The organism is Achromobacter sp. (assembly GCF_049647645.1).
Taxonomy (GTDB): Bacteria; Pseudomonadota; Gammaproteobacteria; order Burkholderiales; family Burkholderiaceae_B; genus Achromobacter.
Genome location: NZ_JBARYB010000054.1, coordinates 96,246 through 117,460 on the forward strand (window position 1 = coordinate 96,246; position 21,215 = coordinate 117,460).

The window sequence follows — 21,215 nt, forward strand, 5'->3', positions numbered from 1 at the left end:
CGCCCGCATGCGTGAACAGCAAACGAAACGCCTACAGATCAAGGACCTACGATGAACCACCCGACCATCCGCGCCATCGCCGGCGCCACCGCCCCGCAGTCCATCGATCCGGCCAGCACCGCCTTGCTGGTGATCGACTTCCAGAACGAATACTTCAGCGGCCGGCTGCCCATTCCCGAAGGCCCTGCGGCGCTGCGCAACGCCGCCGAGCTCGTCGCCCACGCCGATCGGCATGGCATCCCGGTCTTCCACATCCAGCACGCCACGCCGGCCGGCAGTCCCGTCTTCGCCGACGGTAGCGCCGGCATTGAATTCCATCCCGATCTGAGCCCCGCGCCGGGCCATACGGTGCTGCGCAAGTCCACCGTCAGCGTGTTTCCCTGCACCGATATCGACCAGCGCCTCAAGGCGGCTGGCGTACGCACGCTGCTGATCACCGGCCTGATGACTCACGCCTGCGTGGCCGGCGCGGCGCGCGACGCGGTGCCGCTGGGCTATCAGGTGATCGTGGCGGCTGATGCCTGCGCCACGCGCGACCTGGATTCTGGCGCGGGGGAACAGTCGGCGTTGCCGCATGCGATGCTGCATCGTGCGGCGCTGGCGAGCATCGATGACACCTTCGGGGACATCATGACGACGAAGCAGGTGTTGGAGTTGCCGTTGGGTTAACGGCGGAGGGGGGCGCCTGGCGCTCCCCATTGCGCAGTCCGTTACGCGCCGGCCTGACTCTCCGCCTCGCCGATCCGGAACACTTGAGACAGATCCCAGTCTCCCATGCCGCGCTGCATAGCATCCTGTAGCAGCCGGCGCACTTCCGGCAGCACGCGTTGGACTGTGGCGCTCGCGTCGGCCAGTTCGGCAATCGCGTCTAGATCCTTGAGCAAGACGCGCACCGTGCCGGTGGCATGCTCGGGCGGGGTCGCCATGCGCGGCCACAACGTTTGCAGCAGCACGGAATCGGCCCAACCGCCTTGCAGGGCCGACGGCAGCGCCGCGGTATCGATGCCGCTGCGCTTGGCCAGCACGAAGGCTTCGGCCAGGCCGGCGAGCGTGGTCGCGACGATGGCTTGATTGGCGAGTTTGGTGGTCTGGCCCGCGCCGACGTCACCCATGCGCGTGACGCGTGAGGCGTACGCGCGCAGCAAGGGCGTCACGCCTTCGATCGCGTCCACCGGTCCGCCCGCCATGATGGCCAGCTTGCCGTTCGCCGCGCCGTCCGTGCCGCCCGAGACCGGCGCATCGATCCACACGCCGCCGGTTGCTGCCGTCCAGCGCTCGGCCAGGGCGCGCGTGAGCGCGGGCGACAAGGTCGAATGGTCGATGAGACAAGAGGGCGGCGTGGCGGAGCGCGCCAGCCCGTGTTCGCCGAACACGACGTCCTCCACCGCGTTGCCGTCGCCCAGGCAAAGCAGGGCGATGTCCACGCTCTCGCCCAGCGCCTGAGGCGTAGCCTTTGCCACGGCTCCCGCAGCGACAAGCGAGCCGAGCTTGGCACTGGAGCGGTTCCAGACGGCGACCTCGTAACCCGCAGCCAGCAGCCGCCGGGTCATGGGTTCACCCATACGGCCGATGCCGCAAAAGCCGATGCGCGGCGTCTTCGTCATTCCTGGCCTCCCTGGGCTGGCGTTTCCCCGAGCGAAGCTTCATAAGGCCACGTCACGGCCCCGGAGTGGGTCACCGCGCCCAGCTTGGCCGGGCGTACCAGCGCTTCATACTTCTCAAGCACGCCGCCCAGCCTGCCGCGCACGAACGGCTGGCTGGCCTTCGCCCGTTCCGCAAGTTCCTCGTCCGAGAGTTCGACGTCCAGGCTCCCCTTGACCGCATCGATGTGTATGCGGTCGCCGTCGCGCAGCAGGCGTATCGGGCCGCCCGCCGCGGCTTCGGGGCCGACATAGCCGATGCACATGCCGCGCGTGGCGCCCGAGAACCGGCCATCGGTCAGCAGTGCGACCTTTTCACCCATGCCTTGCCCATAGATCGCCGCGGTGACGCTCAGCATTTCACGCATGCCGGGGCCGCCCTTGGGCCCTTCGTTGCGTATCACGAGGACGTCGCCTTCCCGATAGGCGCCGGCGGCAACCACCGCCATGCAGTCCTCTTCCGTCTCGAATACCCGCGCCGTGCCCGAGAACACCAGCTGCTTGAGGCCGGCGGTTTTCAGCGCGGCGCCGTCGGGGGCCAGATTGCCGCGCAGCACCACCAGCCCCGCGTTGGGCGAGAGCGGTTCGTCATGTGGCTTGACCACGCGGCCGTCGGGGCCGGGGAAGGCGCGCAGCGCCGTTTCCAGCGTTTCGCCGCTTTGCGTGAGCGTGTCGCCGTGTATATGCCCGCCCGCGAGCAGGGCATTGAGCACAGCAGGCACGCCGCCGACATGATGCAGGTCCACGGCAAGATAGCGTCCGCCCGGCTGCATGTCGCCGATGAGCGGCGTGCGCGCCAGGACTTCCGACACGTCGTCGAGCGTGAATGTGATGCCTGCCTCGTGGGCGATGGCCGGGATGTGCAGCATGGCATTGGTCGACCCGCCGGTGGCGGCGACGGCCGCACAGGCGTTCTCCAGGCTCTTGCGCGTCACCAGGTCGCGCGGCAGCGGCCCGCCGTTGCGCAGCGCGCGCATGACGTTCTCGCCGGCGCGGCGGGCAATCGCGATGCGTTCGCTGTAGACGGCCGGCACCATCGCCGAGCCCAGCGGGGCCAGCCCCAGCACTTCGGCGACCATCGCCATGGTGTTGGCCGTGAACTGTCCTGGGCAGGAACCGGCGGTCGGCGTGCAGCGCTTTTCTATGCCGCGCAGCGTCTCGGCCGACATGTCACCGCGCTGCGCCGCGCCCACGGCCTCGATGGCCGTCAGGATCGTGGCCTGCGAGCCGTCCGGGGCCACGCCGGGCAACATCGCCCCGCCGAACAGGAACACGCCGGGGACGTTCACGCGCACCATGCCCATCAGGATGCCGGGCAGGGTCTTGTCGCAACCGGCCACGCCGACCAGCGCGTCGTAGCAGTGGGCGCGCACGAACAACTCGACGCTGTCGGCGATGGTCTCGCGCGACACCAGCGAGAAGCGCATGCCCGAGTGATTCATCGACGTGCCGTCGGAGACCGAGATCGCCGAGCCGCGTATCGGCACGCCGCCGCCGGCCGCGATCCCGAGACGCACGTTGTCCGAGATCTGGTTCAGCGACATGGAACAGGGCGTGTTCTCGCCGTACGTGTCGACGATGGCGACGAACGGCTTGTCGATGGCTTCGTCGTCCAGGCCCGTGGCTCGCAGGAAAGCGCGGTGCGGGGCGCGCGTCACGCCCTCGGTGACCGTGCGGGAGCGATGTTTGTGCAGATCTTTCATGGATGGAGTTCCTTGTATCGGGGGGAGGCTCAGGTGTTGAGCAGCAAGCCGTTTTCCATGGCCAGCACTTGACCGGTCATCGCCGGCGCGCGGGCGGCGATGAACCAGGCCAGCTCCGCGACTTCCGACGGCTGCGACACCCGCTTGAGCGGCGCGTTCTCGCGCATGCCGTCGACCACGCGCGCGTAGGCCTCGTCGCCGAGCACGCGCCGCAGCAGGCCGTCGTCGACCATGCCCGGGGCAATGGCATTCACGCGGACCTGCGGGGCGAGATTGCGCGCGAGCGACAGCGTCAGCGAATTGACCGCGCCCTTGGAGGCCGCATAGGCGATGGATGAACCCGTGCCGTTGAGGGCGGCCAGCGAAGAGATATTGATGACGCAGCCTGACGCCGCGCCTGCCGGACGCTCGCGCAATAGGGGAGCCGCGGCTCGCGTCATCTGGAACATGCCGATGAGGTTCACGCGGTAGACACGTTCGAATTCGCTGGCGTCGATCGCTTCGAGGTCTGCGTGCGGAATTACGCGCGTCGTGCCCGCGCTGTTCACGACCGCGTCCAGCCGCCCCCACTTCGCCGCGACCGCATCGACCATGCCGCGGCAGGCGGCGTCGTCCGCCACGTCGGCATCCTCGACCAGGGTCTGGGCGCCGGCGTCGCCGCACTGCGCGGCCACCGCCTCGGCCGCCGCGCGGGTGCCGTGGTCGAAATTGTTGATGGCCACGGCCCAGCCTTCACGCGCGAAACGCAGGGCCGTGGCGGCTCCGATGCCGCTGGCCGCACCGGTTACCAGACAGACGGGCACGCTCATGCCTGACCCCGCGTCGTGCGCAGCGACATGGCGATGAAGGCGCCGCCGACCAGCGCGCAGGCCAGCAGGATCATGCCGGGAAGCAGTTGCCCCGTGGTGTCCTTGAGAAAACCGATGACATACGGGCTGACGAAGCCGGCCAGGTTGCCGACCGAATTGATCAGCGCAATGGCCGCCGCGGCGCCCGCGCCGCTCATCATCGCCGTGGGGATGCCCCAGAAGACCGGCGCGATCGAATTGATGCCGATGGCGGCGACGATAAGGGCGGCCATCGACCACCACAGGTGCTGGGCAAGCAGCACCGATACCAGCATGCCGGCGGCACCCAGCACACAGCACACGGCAACGTGGATACGGCGTTCGTTCGTGCGGTCCGCATGGCGCGCGATGAGTATCATCGCCACCGCGCTGACCAGCGACGGCACCGCCGACAGCAGGCCGATACTGCCCAGGTTGGCCACGCCCGCGGCCCGTATCATCGTCGGCAGCCAGAACACCAGGCCATAGTTGCCCATGGCGATGCAGAAGTAGAGCAGGCCGAGCAGCCACACTTTGCGGTCGCCGAACACCTGCCGCACGCTATGGCGGGCCCGGGTGCTGTCGTCGGCGGCAAGATCCTGCGCCAGCAGGCGCTTCTCGTCCGCGTTCAGCCACTTCACCGTCTCGATCCGGTCCTGCAGCATGAAGAAGGCGGCAATCCCGACCAGCAGCGACCCGATACCTTCGACCAGGAACAGCCACTGCCAGCCGGCCAGGTCATGCAGGCCGCCGAACCGCTCCATGATCCAGCCGGACAGCGGGCCGCCGATGGCGCCCGACACCGGAATGGCCACCATAAACAGGGCGATGATCTGCGAGCGACGGCTCGACGGGAACCAGGTGGACAGATACAGCACGATGCCCGGGAAGAAGCCGGCCTCGGCGACCCCCAGCAGGAAACGCAGCAGATAGAACGACAGCGGTCCCTGCGCGAACATCGTCAGGGACGAAATGATCGACCACGTGACCATGATGCGCGCGATCCAGATGCGCGCGCCTACGCGATGCAGGATCAGATTGCTGGGAACTTCGAAGATGAAGTAGCCCAGAAAGAAAATGCCGGCCCCCAAGCCGTAGACCGTTTCCGACATCGACAGGTCAGCCAGCATTTGCAGCTTGGCGAAGCTCACGTTCACGCGGTCGATGTACGCGACGATGAAGGACAGGAACAGGAACGGCATGATGCGCCAGGCCAGCTTGCGGTACAGCGCGTCAAGCTGCGCAGGATTCTGCGCCGCCTGCGAGCCGGCATAGGCCGGCGCGCCGCCGGAAAGGGACGTGCTCATGAGTGTTGTCTCCGTGGGTGTGTGCCATGGGGCACATCGAGTTATTTGGCAGCCTGCGAGTTCGGTTATGCGTGTGGCTTCGGCGTGGGATCAATCGTGGTGCCCGGTTGCTCATCGATGCTTCACGAAAAGGCCCGAACTACAGTGCTGTCCGTTCGAAGGGTACGGGTTGCCCTTACCCGGCGGCAAATCACACTTTGCGCATCCGGCATTACCATTTGGTTATGATTGACGGCTTGCGCCATGACGCCATGGCGGCCGATACCCCTGTCTTTCCATTCCCGCCATGTCCGCCAGCACACCGTCCGACAATTCGATAGAACGCTTTTTCCGCAGCGGCCTGAAGCTTGGGCATCTGCGCATCCTGGTGACGCTGGGCGAGTTGCGTCAGGTGACGCGGGTGGCGGCGGCGTTCCACGTCACGCAGCCTGCGATCTCGAAGCAGATCGCGGAGATCGAGGAGGCGCTGGGCACGCCGGTCGTGCGCCGCGTGGGCAACGCCATCGAATTGACGCGCATAGGCCGCGTGCTGGTCGAACGCGGGCGCGAGATCCTGCGCCAGATCGAACTGGCGCGGCGCGACGTCAAGGCGCTGGCCTCTGGCACGGCGGGCCACGTGAGATTCGGCGCCGTGGTGACGATTCCCCAACCCTTGATCGCGCATGCCGTCGAGCTGTTCACGCGGCGCGCGCCGAATGCCTCGTTCTCGTTCGTCGAAGCCACGCTCGATCGCCTGCTCAAGATGATGGACGAAGGCAATCTCGACTTGGCGTTGGGCCGCAACCGCGTGACCGGGAATCTTCCGGTGATGCGCCACGAGTCCTTGCATCACGAGCCGTTCGTGTTCGTGGTGGGTGCGCGCCACCCGTTGGGCGGCCCCGACACCCCCGTGGCCTGGGACGACCTGCAGGACGTGCGCTGGATCACGCCGATGCAGGGTTCGCCCGCTTTTGCGACCATGGTCGAGATCCTGGCCGAACATGGCGTGACCCTGTTGCGCCCGACCATCGAGTCCAGCTCCTTGGCGCTGAACCTGTCCTTGCTGCGCGACGGCGGATACGTCTCGATCCTGCCGCTGTCGCTCGCACGCCGCTACGTGCAGCGCGGAACGATGCGGATGCTGCCGCTGCCGCCGCTGGGGCCACTGGGCGAGGCCATCCTGTACTGGCGCGAAGACACGACGACATCCACCACCCAGCTATTCGCCGAGTGTTTGCGGGAGTCGTCGGCGGAATTGATCGATCCCGCCGGGGCCTAGCGGCCCACCGCGCTATTTCGGCCCCGACCCGGCCCGTTCCACATAGATCGGGCTGGAGTAAATGAAGAAGCCGTCCTCGGTGGTGATGCGCAGGTACACCGCATTGTCGGAGTCTGTGTGCAGCGGCACGCGCACCCGGGCCCGCATCCGTTGCACGGGATTCTCGTCTGGCAGGCGATAGACCTGAAGCCGGCGCCGGATGCCGCCGTTCTCGACGACGACCGGCTCCAATCCGATCTGGTCGACCGGGATCTCGGTACGCACCACCGGCGTGTCGATTTTCAGCACGCCCGCGCGCGGATCGCTCAGCCGCACATCGATGCCGCTGTAGCCGCCGGTGGTCAGCGAGCGCCAGTTCAGCATGTCGGGGCGGGGTTGCGCCAGGGTCTTGTCCAGGTTCCAGAAATTGATCGGTAGCGGATCGACAAAGGTGTTTCCTTCGAGAGTCGCGCTACCGTCCCAGACCGTCTGGCGGCCGCGGCCGCGGTACTCGGATCCTTCCCATACGATGCGGATCCGGCTGCCTAGCGCGGCCTCGTCGTAGGGGTACAGCGTCTGCACCACGTCCATGCGGTTGCGGACTTCCACGCGCTCGATGGCACCGTGGGTCAGTACCTCGAAGGATAGTTCCAGCGAGTCGCCGTCGTACGACAGGATGGCGCCCATATCGGCCTGCGTGACGGGCTCGCGCGTGACGGGGGCGCCCAGTTTGGGATCATCGGAATAGCGCTGCGCCGGACTATCGAAATGCGCTTTCACGTCCAGGTAGGCGCGGCATCCCGTGGTGGCGTAATGGCGGCGCTGGCGCAGGCACTCGGCGATCGACTGGCGAGTCAGCTGGTCGGCAATCAGACAGCTCAGGCCGCCATACGCGCCAAACATCGATGCGCCAGGATGGCTGGCGCCATGCCGGCCCTTGTGCCCGTCGCTGTTGGCCAGGATGCCCACGCGGTAGCCTAGCCGGAAGGCATCCTCCAGCAGCCATTCGAAGGTACCCCAGTCGGAGTGGATCTCGATGGAGCGCTCCAGCCGCGCGTCATGGGACCGCGTAATGTCGGCGTAGCGGCCGCCTATGTGCGCGAACACCACCACGTCCTCGTCCTTCAGCGCGTCAAACAGCGCGTCGGCATCGTTGGCGTCCAGCGCCAGGTCCGACAAATCGTCGATCAGCGCGTGCGAGGAACGATGGATGGGGCGACCTTCCTTCAGGTACAGCACGTTGCGGTCGCCGCCCAGGCCGGTGTTGCCCGACCATTCATAGCCGGGAAAGATGATGAACGATCCATCCTGGTTGTATTGCGCGGTGAGCTGGTTCAGCTGTTCCCAGAACGGCGTGGTGATCTGGAAGTCATTGCCCTGGTGGCTCATGACGTCCAGAAAGGCGCGGTCGCGCGCGAACAGGATCAGGTCTTCGGCGGAATTGGTGCCTATGGTTTCCTCGGACTGCCCGTGCAGGTCGGCCCAGTAGTGTCCGCGTGTTGCGCCGCCAGCCGCGACGACGCGGCAGGGCGTGCTCTGCGCCACCGGCAGGCCATCGCGCAGCACCTCGATGCGCAGCTCGCCGGGCGCTTCGGCCACCAATCCTTCAAGCCGCGCGGCAAATTCGCCGTCGCGCATGGAGAACGTGGCGGGCAGGCCGCGCAGCGGCAGGCTGCTGCGCAGGGTGAACTCGCCGGCTACCTGATCGCTGGGGTTGCCCCATTTGTCCTCGCCCTTGAAACCCAGGCTGAAGGGCTCGCCCGCCACCGCCTGGCTGGGCAAAATGGCCTTGTAGGCGACCGGCGGCCCGGCCACCACGGCGATGGTGGGCGAGTGTTGGAGTTCGGTGTAGTTGTAGGTGGCGAAGGCGTCCACCAGCACCTTGAATTCGAACGTAGGCTCGCTGAACGTCTGCACCCGCATGCCGGGCGAGCCCTGCCGCGTATCGCCGAAGCGCACCACGATGCGATCTCCTTCTTCCAGGTAGCCGCGCACCACCCGGATGAATAGCGTCTTGTCCCAGGGCCGGATGTTGCGCTTGCCGTCGTACTCGACCTGCAACACTGCGCCGTTGGAAGCCTCGACCGTGGTGTAGTTCCAGCCGTCCGGCTGATCGAACTGCGGCTTACCCATGTCGCTGGCGAAGCGGTGCACGATCTTGATCGAGCCGGTGTCGTCGATGCCGAAATAGCCCGCCGTGTAAGTCAGCGTGAACGACGCGAAGCTGCCCGCTTCGAAGCGGCCGGTAGGTTCGACGATGGCCGATCCCATGCGGTCGGCGGCGTAGGAAGAGTGGGGCATTGCGGTTCCAGACGGGTTAGGGAAATCCCATCTTAGGGACCGCACATCCATATAGCTATAGTATGCAAACTATTCCATCATGACGTCGCTACATGACCGAGCCGATCGAATCCGTCTCCCTGCGCCAACTGCGCGCGCTGGTCGCCATCGGTGAAACGGCTAGCTTTACGGCCGCCGGCGAACGCCTGGGCCTGTCGCAACCTTCGGTCAGCCACTTGATCCGCCGCTTGGAAGCCGAAGTCGGCCAGCCGCTGGTGGTGCGCGGCCGCGAGGTCTCCTTGACGCGCGACGGCCAAGCCATGGTCGACGCGGCGCGGCGCGCCATCCTGGCCATCGACAGTTCGATCCAGGAATGCCGCGAACACTCCGACCTGAAGCGCGGCAAGGTCATGGTCGCCGTGGGCCACGTCAGCGCGGCCACCCTGTTGCCGCACATCCTGATGGAGTTCCGCCTGCGCCATCCCCAGCTGGATCTGATCGTGGTCGATTGCATGGTGCAGCAGATCCGCACGCGCCTGCTCTCGCACGAGGCCGATGTCGGCCTGGGCGCGGTCATGCAGGACGACGACTCCCGCATCATGGTGGAACAGCTTTCGGACAGCGGCGTCGCACTCTTCGCGCGCATGGATCATCCCCTGGCCAGGCTCGATCAGGTCGACGCCAAGGTGCTGGCCGAATTGCCCTGCATCCAGCTGAATCCCGAAGCGCCCGCCTGGCTCAACATCAGCCGCCGCTTGATCGCCGCGAACATCTATCCGCGCGTCGAACAGCGCGTCGTCTTGCTGTCCACGGCCATCGGCCTGATACAGGCAGGCATGGGCGTGGCCATGCTGCCGCAGATCGCGCGCGGGCAAATGCCCGCCGGCATCAAGGGCATCGCCTTGCGCAACCCGGCGCTGGAATGGCCGATCTCCATCGCGCGCCTGGCCAACTACCCACTGTCTCCAGCGGCCCAGGCCTTCGTCGCCGTGGTCCGCTCGGTCTCCCAACGGCTGCGCCGCGACGCCGCCATGCCGTGATGGCATGACGCTATAGCACCCCGCCTATTTTTCGGGGTTGCCTGCTCCGATACGCTGCTTGGCATCATGCAAGCCCGCATGGTTTCCATTGCTCGCGCCAGCGCGGAGGCATCATGAAAACACTACAAGGGGTTCTACTGGGGGCTGTACTGGCCTGTGCGTCGCTTGTCGCGACGCCAGCCGAGGCGGCGCCGTTTCCGGATCGTCCCATCACGCTGGTCGTGCCGCTGGCGGCGGGCAGCACGGCGGACATCCTGGCGCGCTCGATCCAGCTCGGCCTCAGCCAACAACTGGGCCAGACGGTCGTCGTCGAAAACAAGCCCGGCGGCGGCGGCCAGATCGCTATGAGCTACGTGGCCAAGGCCTCGCCCGACGGCTATACGCTAGTGCTGGGTTCCAACAATACCTGGGCCATCAACCTGGGACTGTTCTCGAAGCTGTCGTACGATCCGACCAAGGACTTCGTGCCGGTCGCCTATCTGGCCGGCGGCTCCAATGTGCTGGTCGTGCCGTCCGACAGCCCATACCGCTCCGTGCCCGAACTGGTCTCGGCCTTGAAAGCCCAACCCGGCAAGCTGATGTACTCATCCGGCGGCAACGGCACCACGCACCACCTCTCGGCCGAATTGCTCCTGTCGATCACCGGCACCCAGGCCGCGCACATTCCCTACCGCGGCGCCCCGCAAGGCGTGGCCGCCGTCATGGCGCATGAGGTCGCCTTCGCCTTCTACAACACGCCCAGCGTGTCCGGCCTGGTCAAGGAAGGCAAGCTGCGCGCCCTGGCGGTCACCGGCGAGGCCCGATCCCCCTTGCTGCCAGACGTGCCGACCATGATGGAAGAGGGAGTGCCGGGCTACATGATCACCGTCGACCTCGGCCTGATGGCTCCCGCCGGCACGCCGCCAGACGTCGTGGAGAAACTCAACGCCGCGGCGCGCAAAGTCATGGACAGCGCCGAACAGCGCCAGCGGCTGCAGGCCTTGGGGTATGAAATCTTCCACGACGGGCCGCCCAGCGGTTTGGCGGCATTTATCCAGGCCGATATCGCCAAATGGGTGCCGCTGGTGCAGCGATCGGGGGCTAAGGTGGATTAAATGAGAGGTGTCGCTACGGCTATTCCAGCGGCCACACCTCAACGACCCCGTGGGCGACGGCGCATGGTGTTTGCGACACCATCGCTATGGCTTCGGCCATGTCGGCGGCTTCGATGATGGCGAAGCCAGCCACCGGCAAGGGTGATTGCATGAATGGGCCGGGCGTTGTTTCAATCCGAGCTGCTTCGTGGTTACGCACTTGCACTGGCTGGCCTGCAATGCCCATCAATACGCCGTCTTTCTGCAATGCTGCGTCGTGTGCATGCGCTGCGCTTCGGATGGGCGCGGGCGTACGATCGTAGCCTTCTTGATCGCCATATCCGATGGTCACGAACTTTGGCATGGGGTGCCTCCTTTGGGTGAATCACCTCAACTATTGATTCGTGGCTTTGGTGGTAGCTGCCTCTACGCGAAACGGACGGTATTGTGGTTGCGGCGGTGCGTGGTACGCCATCTGAAGAGGACCGAAAGGCTCTCCTTGTTGGATTGCAGGCGCTGCCAGAGCTTGCTTGCATTGAGTTGGGCGATTTTGATAGGAAAATTGTAGTCAGGCACCTTATCTTCCCATCACGGTATCCAGCAGCGCTTTCCGTCTTTTTAATAATGTTCTAGAAGGTACTTCGGTACCCTCCCTAGCGTCCCAGCTAATGGATTTCAGCGGCGGGTTTTTCTTTTAAATAAGTTGCTTAAAGATTTACCAAGACTTGCACGCTGAGGCCTTCTTGTCTGTCTCTGCCTCTCACCAGCATTTAACGTGTTTTTTGGGGTGTAGGCGCTCCACAATATCTCGTCTGTTTCCCATGGGGCTTCTACCTGTTCTTTGTTCTTGTAGAAAAGAATATTCTCTCCTAATCTTTCCCTGTTTCTGTAAGCATAACGCAGCTCACTGGATGTAATGGAATCCCCTCCGTCACCTTCTTTGCTGACAACCGAAGCCATATCCAGACCATCGAGGACAAAATGAATCTTATTGCCGGCTCCACTTGCTGCCATCTCCAAGCCCAATTTACTACCTCTTTTCCAAAGTAGTTTGGGTACGAATGTCGGTACCGATAAATACCACTCATGATACCGGCTGCTTTGCGGGAGTTTTCGAACCTCTTTGTATATTGATGCTAAATTGAATTTTTCGTTTTCTTCACCCACTGAAAAATACTTGTCCCACAATGGGTAATCTCTTTTTTTCTGTGCCAATTCTTTTATATCGGGTGGTATCGTGATTCTTTTTTCATATTTTCGAGGGGAGGCAATAAATTTTTTCAACAAATCATAGGGAACCTTTTCGATTGTTATCATGGATGCCGTATTATTATAAAGATCAATGACCACTGGTGGTGCTGTTGGGGATTCCATTGAAAAAGTACCCCCAGTCACGTCATAAACATATTCCCCGCGAAACCCACCCAGCCCATAAACCAGATCGCCTCTATCTTTATTGAAATTGGCGGTAATTGGTATTAATCCATCGTTGTCTATCAGGGTTGCCGGATTATTCGCAACCATTTTGAACAGGTTCAACTCGTCCACTGTTCCCGCTGGATCCGCACTCAGCCACCGGCCTACCCATGGCTGGTAATAGCGATACCCGTAGTAGTACAGCCCTGTCGCATCTCGCTCTTTGCCCGAGTAGCGCATCGTCTTATGCGCCGCTTCCACCTGGCTACGAGCCGCCCACACCGCCGTGCCGCCGTATGGGTAATACTCCTCCTGGCTGATCACATTGCCGCTGCCATCCACCTCCAAGCCGCTGCTGCCTATCAGGTTGTCATAGCTATAGCGAACCTGGTTGTTGCCGATGCCCGCCGGCAGCCCGCTTGCGTAGTGCAGTACCCGCACCTGCGCCCGGCCGGCTTCGCCTACCGTGACAACCTGCAGGCTTTCCGTTGCCCTACCACCGGTGGAAGTCGTCCTCAATTCCAGCCCCGGCAGGTACAGCACGCGTTGCGTCTGGGTGCTGCCGCTGGTCTGCTGACTGCTTACCTTGAGAAGGCGCTGGCTGTCGGCGTCATAACGGTAAGACTCCGTGTCTGGGGCCTGTCCCTCGCGTACCACCGGCGTTACCTGTTGCAGCTCTCCCCGCGGCGTCCAAGCCAGGGGCTGTCCCGGTTGCAGCTGGTACTGATGGCCGCCGGCATCGAACAGCGCATCGACCGCTGCAGGGGCCTCTGCAAGAGTGTTCAGTACGGCTCGGTTGCTGCAGTCGCTGACGGTGATGGCGGTGGTGTAGTTGTTGCCGGTCGCCGGCGCGCTGTGGCGTATCTGCGTCAGGTTGCCGCCGGTGTCGTAGCGATAAGTGCGGGTGTAGTTGGTGTAGGTCGAGTTGTCGGCAGGCAGGGGGACGGTGGCGGGCGGCAAGTGGCTGCCTTGCTGACCGCTGCTGGCCATCTCGCGCCCGGTGGCGCTGACCAGTTGGTACAGACTGTCGTAGACATAGGTGTTCTCCGGCCCCACTTTCTGGTTACGCCAGAATCGGGTGGCCTCGGCATCGTCGCTGATATGCAGCACATTGCCCACCGGGTCATAGTCATAACGCAGGTCCTGCAACACCTTCGCCCCAGCGGCATGACCGGATGGGCGCTCCGTTTTGATTGCGGTCAAGCGTTGGGTTTCCGGTTCGTAGGCATAGCTGGTCATCACACCGTTGCCGTGTTCTTCGCGCAGCTTCTGCCCGGCCGCCGAATACGTCAGGGCTTTTACGATCACCTGCTCTTGGTCGTCTCTCAGCGTCAGCCAACTGCCCTTGAGTTGGCCGGCCACATCGTAGGTCAGACGCTGCCCATTGCCCCGGGCATCGGTACTGGTCAGCAGTCGCCCTTGGGCATCGGCGGTATGGCGCGTGGTGAAGTATTCGCCGGCCAGCAGGTCGGTCCAGGCCGACTCGTCCTCGCCCTGCCAGTCGGCAGTCGCAGTATCAAGCAGCAACTGGCGGGTAAGAGATGACGGCCCTCCGTTCAGCGCCAGGCTGTCGAGTTGACTCAGTCCGGCAGGGTCGTAGTGGCGCACGCACTGACCGGCCAGGTTCAAGGCCTGTTCGATTGGGGTGTTACCGGCCCAGATCCGGCGTTCGGTAATGCGTAGCGCTTCCCCGGCCGGCTGCTCCATGACCGACAGCAGACGGCCGGGCAGGGTATTCGCCTCGTAGCGCCAGCTACGGGTGACCCCGGTGGCACTGACCGCCAGCAGCGGACGACCGGCGATGTCGCTCAGGGTTACGGCGGTGCCTGCATCCACGCTGTTGGTGCGCAGAGGGGTGCCGACCAGGTCCGACAGGCAGGTGAAGTTTGTTTTACCGGCCTCCTGCAGCCGCGGGTCGATACTGCTGACCAGGAAACCGTGGGCATCATAGTGCTGGCGGGTAATACGCTCCTCGGTTGCCGTGGGAGTATCGGGATGGCGGTGGTACAGCAGCGTACGGACCATCAGGCCGCGGTTATCAACCACTCGTACCGTTGGGGTACCAGCGTGCAGGGAGGAAGAGAGGGATGTGGTCATGAGTCGCTCTCCGAAAAGGCCCCGGGGCCAACCCGGGGTCAGCTAGGTCAGACTTCTGCGGTGTCGTTCTCGTCTTCACTGACGCTGAACCAAGGGTAGGCTTGGGTACGGCGCGTGTATCCTTTTGCGGTCACAACCAGACTGATGCGTCCTAATGGGTCATACCAAACGGTATCCGCATACAGGTCGTCACGGGCGCTATCGTCATTCACATAGCGCCAGTCATCGAGGAAATAAGGTTGGTAACTCCTGACCGGCAATCCCTTGTTGTTGTATTCGGTACGTCCCGTGACCGCCCAGCGAGAATCCGATATGACCTCAGTCGGTATGCCCTCCGAACTCTCCACCAATGCTCCGCTCTCATCGCGTTGATGGGCCAGGCCCGGCTCGTGACGAGCCGAGGCCTGCAAGGCGCGACCAAATCCATCCGCAAATACGATCTGTTGCTGTTGCTGCTGTGCCGTATCGTTGTCGTAGCGGTCGGTGACGATCACGCAGTAGTGTGGCGGCAGGCGGGAGGTTGTTGCGTAAAAGGGCACTATCGGAACCCGAGGAGACTGGCGCACAACCGCTCGACGATACGCCAGCGCACATACCGCACCCTGGTCGGTGACGATATGGTTCTGGAGCAGTTGGAACCAGTCGTCAGTCGTGAACGCATCGTCCGTGGACAATGACACCACGGGCATCCAGCTGTTGGGAGCATAGGTGACGCTTTGCGCCACGGGCAGTCCCGGCGATAAAGCCAACGCCTCATCGACAGTGTCCGGCGCCGTAAACGGTTTCTCTTCCGGGGTGCTGTAACCGCAACGAATACCATCCTCCGTTCCCCAAAAACGCAATGACGTTAAACGCCCCAGTGTGTCCAGCGTTGCGCTGCTCTCATTGCCATTGGCATCGACAATGTGAACCGCGCTCATGAAGCGGTAATCATAGGTCGCCTGCGTGCTCAGGCCGGCCGCGTCGTCAATCTGGTTCACCACACAGTAATGGGTATCCCAGTGGAAAACGGTTTTCCCAGTCAGCGCCGTGTCACGGCTGGCCAGCGGACGCCGGAACTGGGAAGCACTGCCATAGTCGGTGTAGCCCTGACGGGCGCACCATACCGGTTCGGCATCGGCGTTATCGAACAAACGAGGGGCCTGGATGTATCCTCCTTGCACCAGATACCCCTTTAGCGTGACATCATCCACCACGCCATCAAAGGCCGTCAGCGCGGTGTCGTCCAGCATGGCCAATTCGGTATAGGCCACCAACACCGGTGAGGTCGGAACCGTAAGCTCCGGTTCCGACCCATCCGTGTAAGCGGTACGTTGTTGACCCTGAAATACTCGCGGTTGGCTGTCGGCCAGCAAGCCCGACTCGTCCAGTAATGTTTCCAGCGTCAACCCTTCGGCGGGCGCGTTTTCTGCGTTGTAGTCAAAAGCGTCGCCACGATGGCAATCGGGAATACCCAATATCCAAGTTTCATTTCCGGTCAGGTGATGCCAGCGGTTTTGCTGCAATAGCAGTCGCAGCAATTGCTGCTGGGCATCGTAACTGCTGGCAAACAAGGTGGCCGGTAACGCTGGCGGGTACGGGTTCGAGCTGGGCTTCGGGCGCCGCGGATAGGCGATGCTGACACTACGCAACGGGGTGCCGTACACGTCCTGCTCCAGCAAAACTGTCTGGACACAGTGTGGGTCATTGCTCATGCGCTCATAGGTGTAGGTACGATTTTCTACTTCCGAGACCTGCACCACCGGCGTTTCCGCCATTGACGGACACAAGCGCACCTGATGACGAAACTCGTTGACCGTGTATGGAATGGTTTCGGTCGGGCCGCCATCAAGACCGTAAAGCTCGCGGCGCACCGGTGCGCCTTTTAACCCCCTGAACAACCAATACTGCTCATCCGGCGTCGCGGGCGCCATTGGAACGTCGGCATTGTTTTCCCATGCCGTAAACCGCGGGCTGTAGACGGGGAACGCCTGCGCATCGCCAGGCCAGAATGCAGTCGATTGGGCACTGTCAACCACGGTATTGCCGGTTGCAAACCAGCTTTTAGTGAGAGCTGGGGGGGCCCGTTCCACGCCATTTCCCACGGCGCGCTCATTCGTGTCGCAGGTTTCCACATAGCCAAATCCCCGGAACTCCCGCTCTCTGCCGTCCCAGACCCCCTGGGCATAAGCCACCGTGCCGATCAGTCGGTTGCCGGTAATTTCGTCCAGGCTCTCGGTTTGCCACAGGGTGTGGATCGGGAACGGCAAATGGCAGACGGGTTGCACTCCCTGAGCCTGCAACGCGAGTTTTTCGTCCAGCCAGAATTGGGCAGAGCTGCGATAACGCAGCGTCGTATCGGCCCCCATATTGTTGTTCATGGCATTCAGCAACCAGGGCTTTTCCTGGGCAAAATCGTACTGCCAGTGGTGAGGGGCCATGTGCGGCACCGTCAGGATCAGGCTGGGCAGCCCCAGCCCCGCAATATCCGCGGCCTGCAGCAGGCAGGTGTCATCAAACTGCACGCCGTCGGGCAACGGCAGCGAATAAGGGGTACCGAACCGATTTCCCCCTTCATTGGGATAAATGGCCAGGTGCGTGGAATGCGCATACAGCACATCCACACAGCCTGACCCGTCAATATCCACCAGATACACCTGGTCGGGGTTGAACTGTTCAGCGGGTTGACTGAATCCAGGCAATACCAGAGGCTGGCCAAACCTGCCATGTCCCAGGTTGGGCCAGCAGGTCACACCCTGCGCCGTAATGGCAAGCAGGTGCTGTTGCCCCGTTCCGAGGGCATCACTGAACGCGACCAGCATCTGAGGATTGGGCGTTGGCAATGTCACGCCATCCGCTTGCTCAACCTCTTGAGCGGCAGTAAACCCCTTCCGGTCATTGGGGTACAGGCGAACGCTTTTCGGTCCAATAAGCGCCAAATCCGGCAATCCGGCCCCGCTCAGATCAGCCAGTCGCGCCCGCGGATGAAAATATTCCACGGGGAACGTGGCAAACGGAATGAACCCTGTCCACTTCCCGTCGGGTTGCTGGCTGTAATACCCCTCCGCGCCGGGCTGGGCGACAACCCAGTCCAGTTGACCGTCACCGGTAAGGTCCATCAGGGTGGCCGATTGTTGCAATGACGGCGTGGCCGGCAACGGGGTCGCGGCGGCATAGGTGACCGCATCCGGGGAGCCGCCGGCCAGGCGTTGCGGAGCGCGGTACCACCAGGCCCCCTGTTCCTGATACAAAATGCCGGGGAGTCCCTCTCCCAACAGGTCTATCAATTGATAAGGCTGCTGCGCATTAAAGCCGTCCAGTACCGGCAGCGCCGTCCACTGGGTTGGCAGCGGCGACGGCAACCGGCTGTAATCGAACTCCAGTGGCGGCAGGCTAAGGACGGTTCCATCAGGCTCATGCCCCAGTTGGCGGACGGCAACCAGCGTGGACATCGTGGCCTGCCGGTCATAATCCAGCACCAGGCGGGAGACCAGCGTGGGCGCTTCTGATTCGACAAGCCTCCCGGCCAGAGCGCTTACCCGGTGGAACATCAGTACCTGATGACATAACCGGCGGATCCTTAGCTCGAAGCCAAATTCATAGCGGGAAAAGCTGTCCGGTCGATAAGCCCAGTCGGCGGATGCGGCATAAGCCGGCACGCTGTCCGATGCCGAGGAACGCTCACCGTAGTCGAATATCGTATGAAACAGCCAGCTTTCCGGCGGGATGGGACGCGAGCCCAAAACAAAGGGGGTAGTTTCCGATGTGATGTTGCCAAAGGAGACCTGGGTCAGGTAGCGCTGGGCGTCCACGGCGGCCGGGTGTTGTTCCAGCTCGGTGGTCTCACAGTTGGCCACATTTTCTGCCTGGTACTGGTAGTACACATGTTCACCGGTCGGGGTGACGCTCTCTTCGGGCAGCCATACCGCAATATGTGTGGGTTCGGCCGGGTCGCTGATGCGGGCCTGGGCGGTTTTCCCTAGCAAGTGCACTTGTCCGTCAGGTGAATAAACCACCCAGAACGGCAGCGCGCTGTCAGTGGCTGCCGGTTGCCAATATTCCAGCTTGCTGTTGTCTTCCGTGATCCGGGACTGATAGCGGGTCACGGTATGGGTGGATGACAGGGTGACGCCCATCAGGGTCGTACGTTGCCGAATGTCCGGCTGCCCCGCGGCGTGCCGCGCAATCACCAGCACCTCGCCGGCCGGTGACAGGAAGGTATCCCGATCATCGTAATGCGGCGCCCCGTGTTGCGTCCGGCGACCGATGGCTATGCCACCGACCAGCCAACCCAGACCGAAGGCGCCGTTGCCGGCGCTGCTACTGTAAGAAAGCGACAGGCTGGGGGCTGCTCCCCGCCCGACAGAGACGGGGAGTGGAATAGACAACGAGGCCATGCCGTCAGGGCCGGCGGCGCCCAGGCTTTCCCCCATCCCTTGATGACTGCCCCCGCCTTTGGGCAAGGACAGCGGCGCGATATTCACGTTCTGCTGCGTTTGCATAACGGCGTCTCCTGCCCGGCTTCGAGCGGCCGGCGGTCCCTGCTGACGACTAATGACGGATCGTGTAACGGATATGCAGAATGATGTCGCTCAAGCTGAGCAATACCGTCTTCTGTTTACCGGTCGCGTTAGGGAAACTGAGCGTTAACGTGCCATTGTCATTGACCGGAATACCCTCGAACGGCAGGAACTGCGCATCGTTGAAGTCCAGCTGGAACTGCCCGCTGTCATTCATGCCATGGGAGACCGCCAGGGTGTTGCACCCTCGCGGCATCACCACACTGCCGCCATAGCTGAGCACCGCCTGCACGTCCTGATACGGCCCCATCAGCAGAGGTAGCGTGACGCTGATTTGCTTGATGCGGCGCACCTCGCCCAGACCGACGGGATAGTCCGCCATGATGGCCAGATCCGCCAGTTTGACCGAACTGGTCAGGGTGCCGCTTCCCAGTTTGATGCCGTTCTCTGTGGTGCCGGCCTGTCCACTGCCGCTATTGATAAGCGTGTCCACCTTATCCGCCAGGACAAAACCGTTATTGTCCGGCAAGGCCGCATACAGCTGCGCCAGGGAAGCGGTGCGCGTGACCTCCATCGGACGTTCGTCCTGTTTCAGGTACGCATCTTCCATCTGGGCCAGGTTCAGCATCAGGTTTTCCCCGGCCATCAGGCCGGCATAGGTGCTGTTCCAGGCTCCCGGTTTGATGAAACTGGCCTGCGGCTGGTTCGTTTCCCAGCGATAGGCCTCCTGGCTCATCAGGCAGCGCGAGACGGTCGAATCGTAGAACTGGTAGTAAATGGCGGATAGGCAGCCCCGCAGCCAGTTGTACAGCGCCTTGTTGCTGAATTTGCGCTGCAGGAACTCCAACTGCGCCTGCACCTGCGCCTGTTGCGTCTTCAGGTAGGTTTTTTGCAGTACGGCCGACTGACGGCGGATACTCAGGGACGCCAGCTGCGCGTCAATTTGCTTGAGTTCATGCTCGGCGTTATCGCGCTGGGCGGCCCACTCCTGACGCCGGCGACGGTAGGTTTCGTTATAGCTGATCCGATCAGCCGAAATGCGCGTGGCCTGCGAGGCGATATCGGTGCTGATGGCCATGGCGTTAAACATGGCCCCATAGACCGCGCCGCCGACCGCCAGGCCGTAGATGTTAGGCACCAGATCCATGGCCGCCGCAGTGGTGCGCAAAGCATCCCCGCCGGCAGCGATCACCGAGGCGGACAGGTACAGATCCATCGCCTGCTGCTCACCGGCGTTGATGTTCTCGTCATGCAGAGCAACATAAGTGTCAAAGCGGGTCTGCGCGCCTTGGCGGCTGCATTGCAGCACCTGTTTGTCCGCGTCGACCTCGGCGATGGCCGTATCCTGCATGGCTATGGCGGTCACCGACAGGTCGCGGGCCTGGGTCTGCAGCAACTCGGCCATGGCTTCGCTATCCTGCCGCTCGATAAACCCCAGCAACGAACTGCCAAACTGCATCAGCTGGCCCACGAGATTGCGGGCATTACCCAGGATAACCGCGAAGCGGTAGAGCGGCATCACCGGCTCTGGCGGTGTGCCGCCGCCCTGAGACGTGGCCACCGCGGCACTTTGTAGGCCCGCCGGTAATACCGGCGTGGCATACAGCGGCAAGGAGAGCGGCTGGCCATCGATGGACAGGTTGTGACGCAGGTTGTAGAGGCGCTGCGCCAACAACTGCCAGTAGCCCTGCAGCTTGCCGTTCACTTCCGGCAGGAAGAGCTCGGTCAGGGTGTTGGCGGTCATCGGCGCCGGTAGGCCGGTCTCGCGCACGGTCAGCAGAGCCTGCTGGTAAGCGCGCTGGGAGGTTGTACTGGCGGCCGAATCCAGTGACGGGTTTTCCCAATCGTTGTTCAACGGTATGTAGGGCTCGTTGCCGAGCAGATTGAGGGCCTGCGTGTACCACATCTTGGCCTGGTTGAGGGTATCGCGCTCCAGCTGGCGATACGCTGCGTCGCCGCGGGCGATCAGCAGGTCGAGCATGCTCATGAAGGTGGCCACCTTGTAGTGCATGGGATCGTTCTGCGCGACGGCATCCGGGTCGACCGAGTCGAGCGGGGTGGCGTTCCAGGAGGTGTCCTCGTCCAGGGGGCGGCAG

13 protein-coding genes are annotated in these 21,215 nt (G+C 63.1%); 4 read left to right on the forward strand and 9 right to left on the reverse strand.

The window, feature by feature from the left end:
- Positions 1 to 51 precede the first annotated feature (51 nt).
- Positions 52 to 669, forward strand: a complete 618-nt coding sequence (locus WBB14_RS06170; RefSeq protein WP_424239046.1) for a cysteine hydrolase family protein — start codon at positions 52 to 54, stop codon at positions 667 to 669.
- Positions 670 to 710: 41 nt separating this feature from the next.
- Here the strand turns inward: WBB14_RS06170 and WBB14_RS06175 are convergent, their stop codons facing one another.
- Genes WBB14_RS06175 through WBB14_RS06190 form a run of 4 tightly spaced genes read right to left on the reverse strand, consistent with a single transcriptional unit; the run spans position 711 to position 5,477 of the window.
- A complete protein-coding gene (locus WBB14_RS06175) occupies positions 711 to 1,604 on the reverse strand; it encodes an NAD(P)-dependent oxidoreductase (protein WP_424239047.1) in 894 nt (297 codons plus the stop codon).
- The gene (gene ilvD, locus WBB14_RS06180) at positions 1,601 to 3,343 is read right to left on the reverse strand and encodes a dihydroxy-acid dehydratase (RefSeq protein WP_424239048.1); all 1,743 of its coding nucleotides are present in this window, start codon (positions 3,341 to 3,343) and stop codon (positions 1,601 to 1,603) included. The genes WBB14_RS06175 and ilvD overlap by 4 nt, the downstream gene beginning before the upstream one ends.
- 29 nt (positions 3,344 to 3,372) lie before the next feature.
- Complete coding sequence (locus tag WBB14_RS06185; protein ID WP_424239049.1) at positions 3,373 to 4,152, reverse strand: SDR family NAD(P)-dependent oxidoreductase; 780 nt, start codon at positions 4,150 to 4,152, stop codon at positions 3,373 to 3,375.
- Positions 4,149 to 5,477 (reverse strand): MFS transporter, encoded by a 1,329-nt coding sequence (locus WBB14_RS06190; protein WP_424239050.1) that lies wholly within the window; start codon positions 5,475 to 5,477, stop codon positions 4,149 to 4,151. Before WBB14_RS06190 ends, WBB14_RS06185 begins: the two co-directional genes overlap by 4 nt.
- 286 nt (positions 5,478 to 5,763) lie before the next feature.
- Between WBB14_RS06190 and WBB14_RS06195 the strand changes: the two genes are divergently transcribed.
- On the forward strand, positions 5,764 to 6,735 hold the full coding sequence (locus WBB14_RS06195) for a LysR family transcriptional regulator (protein WP_424239051.1): 972 nt from the start codon (positions 5,764 to 5,766) through the stop codon (positions 6,733 to 6,735).
- A 12-nt stretch (positions 6,736 to 6,747) separates the two neighbouring features.
- Here the strand turns inward: WBB14_RS06195 and WBB14_RS06200 are convergent, their stop codons facing one another.
- Complete coding sequence (locus WBB14_RS06200) at positions 6,748 to 9,015, reverse strand: DUF3604 domain-containing protein (RefSeq protein WP_424239052.1); 2,268 nt, start codon at positions 9,013 to 9,015, stop codon at positions 6,748 to 6,750.
- A gap of 92 nt (positions 9,016 to 9,107) precedes the next feature.
- Here WBB14_RS06200 and WBB14_RS06205 point away from each other — a divergent pair, with 92 nt between their 5' ends.
- Together WBB14_RS06205 and WBB14_RS06210 are read left to right on the forward strand one after the other, a co-directional pair.
- Positions 9,108 to 10,034, forward strand: a complete 927-nt coding sequence (locus WBB14_RS06205) for a LysR family transcriptional regulator (protein WP_424239053.1) — start codon at positions 9,108 to 9,110, stop codon at positions 10,032 to 10,034.
- Between the two features lie 113 nt (positions 10,035 to 10,147).
- Positions 10,148 to 11,128 (forward strand): Bug family tripartite tricarboxylate transporter substrate binding protein, encoded by a 981-nt coding sequence (locus WBB14_RS06210; RefSeq protein ID WP_424239054.1) that lies wholly within the window; start codon positions 10,148 to 10,150, stop codon positions 11,126 to 11,128.
- A gap of 19 nt (positions 11,129 to 11,147) precedes the next feature.
- Here the strand turns inward: WBB14_RS06210 and WBB14_RS06215 are convergent, their stop codons facing one another.
- From WBB14_RS06215 to WBB14_RS06230, 4 genes are all read right to left on the reverse strand, one after another.
- On the reverse strand, positions 11,148 to 11,471 hold the full coding sequence (locus WBB14_RS06215; protein WP_424239055.1) for a YciI family protein: 324 nt from the start codon (positions 11,469 to 11,471) through the stop codon (positions 11,148 to 11,150).
- A gap of 311 nt (positions 11,472 to 11,782) precedes the next feature.
- A complete protein-coding gene (locus WBB14_RS06220; RefSeq protein WP_424239056.1) occupies positions 11,783 to 14,620 on the reverse strand; it encodes an RHS repeat-associated core domain-containing protein in 2,838 nt (945 codons plus the stop codon).
- Positions 14,621 to 14,667: 47 nt separating this feature from the next.
- A complete protein-coding gene (locus tag WBB14_RS06225; RefSeq protein WP_424239057.1) occupies positions 14,668 to 19,101 on the reverse strand; it encodes a SpvB/TcaC N-terminal domain-containing protein in 4,434 nt (1,477 codons plus the stop codon).
- Positions 19,102 to 19,150: 49 nt separating this feature from the next.
- Entirely contained in the window at positions 19,151 to 21,130 is a 1,980-nt protein-coding gene (locus tag WBB14_RS06230) for a hypothetical protein (RefSeq protein ID WP_424239058.1), read from the reverse strand.
- Positions 21,131 to 21,215: the final 85 nt, after the last annotated feature.

Bases quoted from the DNA above. Each gene is read 5' to 3' on its own strand.
- WBB14_RS06170 (WP_424239046.1), top strand. From the start codon at position 52: ATGAACCACCCGACCATCCGCGCCATCGCCGGCGCCACCGCCCCGCAG.
- WBB14_RS06175 (WP_424239047.1), bottom strand. From the start codon at position 1,604: ATGACGAAGACGCCGCGCATCGGCTTTTGCGGCATCGGCCGTATGGGT.
- ilvD (WP_424239048.1), bottom strand. From the start codon at position 3,343: ATGAAAGATCTGCACAAACATCGCTCCCGCACGGTCACCGAGGGCGTG.
- WBB14_RS06185 (WP_424239049.1), bottom strand. From the start codon at position 4,152: ATGAGCGTGCCCGTCTGTCTGGTAACCGGTGCGGCCAGCGGCATCGGA.
- WBB14_RS06190 (WP_424239050.1), bottom strand. From the start codon at position 5,477: ATGAGCACGTCCCTTTCCGGCGGCGCGCCGGCCTATGCCGGCTCGCAG.
- WBB14_RS06195 (WP_424239051.1), top strand. From the start codon at position 5,764: ATGTCCGCCAGCACACCGTCCGACAATTCGATAGAACGCTTTTTCCGC.
- WBB14_RS06200 (WP_424239052.1), bottom strand. From the start codon at position 9,015: ATGCCCCACTCTTCCTACGCCGCCGACCGCATGGGATCGGCCATCGTC.
- WBB14_RS06205 (WP_424239053.1), top strand. From the start codon at position 9,108: ATGACCGAGCCGATCGAATCCGTCTCCCTGCGCCAACTGCGCGCGCTG.
- WBB14_RS06210 (WP_424239054.1), top strand. From the start codon at position 10,148: ATGAAAACACTACAAGGGGTTCTACTGGGGGCTGTACTGGCCTGTGCG.
- WBB14_RS06215 (WP_424239055.1), bottom strand. From the start codon at position 11,471: ATGCCAAAGTTCGTGACCATCGGATATGGCGATCAAGAAGGCTACGAT.
- WBB14_RS06220 (WP_424239056.1), bottom strand. From the start codon at position 14,620: ATGACCACATCCCTCTCTTCCTCCCTGCACGCTGGTACCCCAACGGTA.
- WBB14_RS06225 (WP_424239057.1), bottom strand. From the start codon at position 19,101: ATGCAAACGCAGCAGAACGTGAATATCGCGCCGCTGTCCTTGCCCAAA.
- WBB14_RS06230 (WP_424239058.1), bottom strand. From the start codon at position 21,130: ATGCACTACAAGGTGGCCACCTTCATGAGCATGCTCGACCTGCTGATC.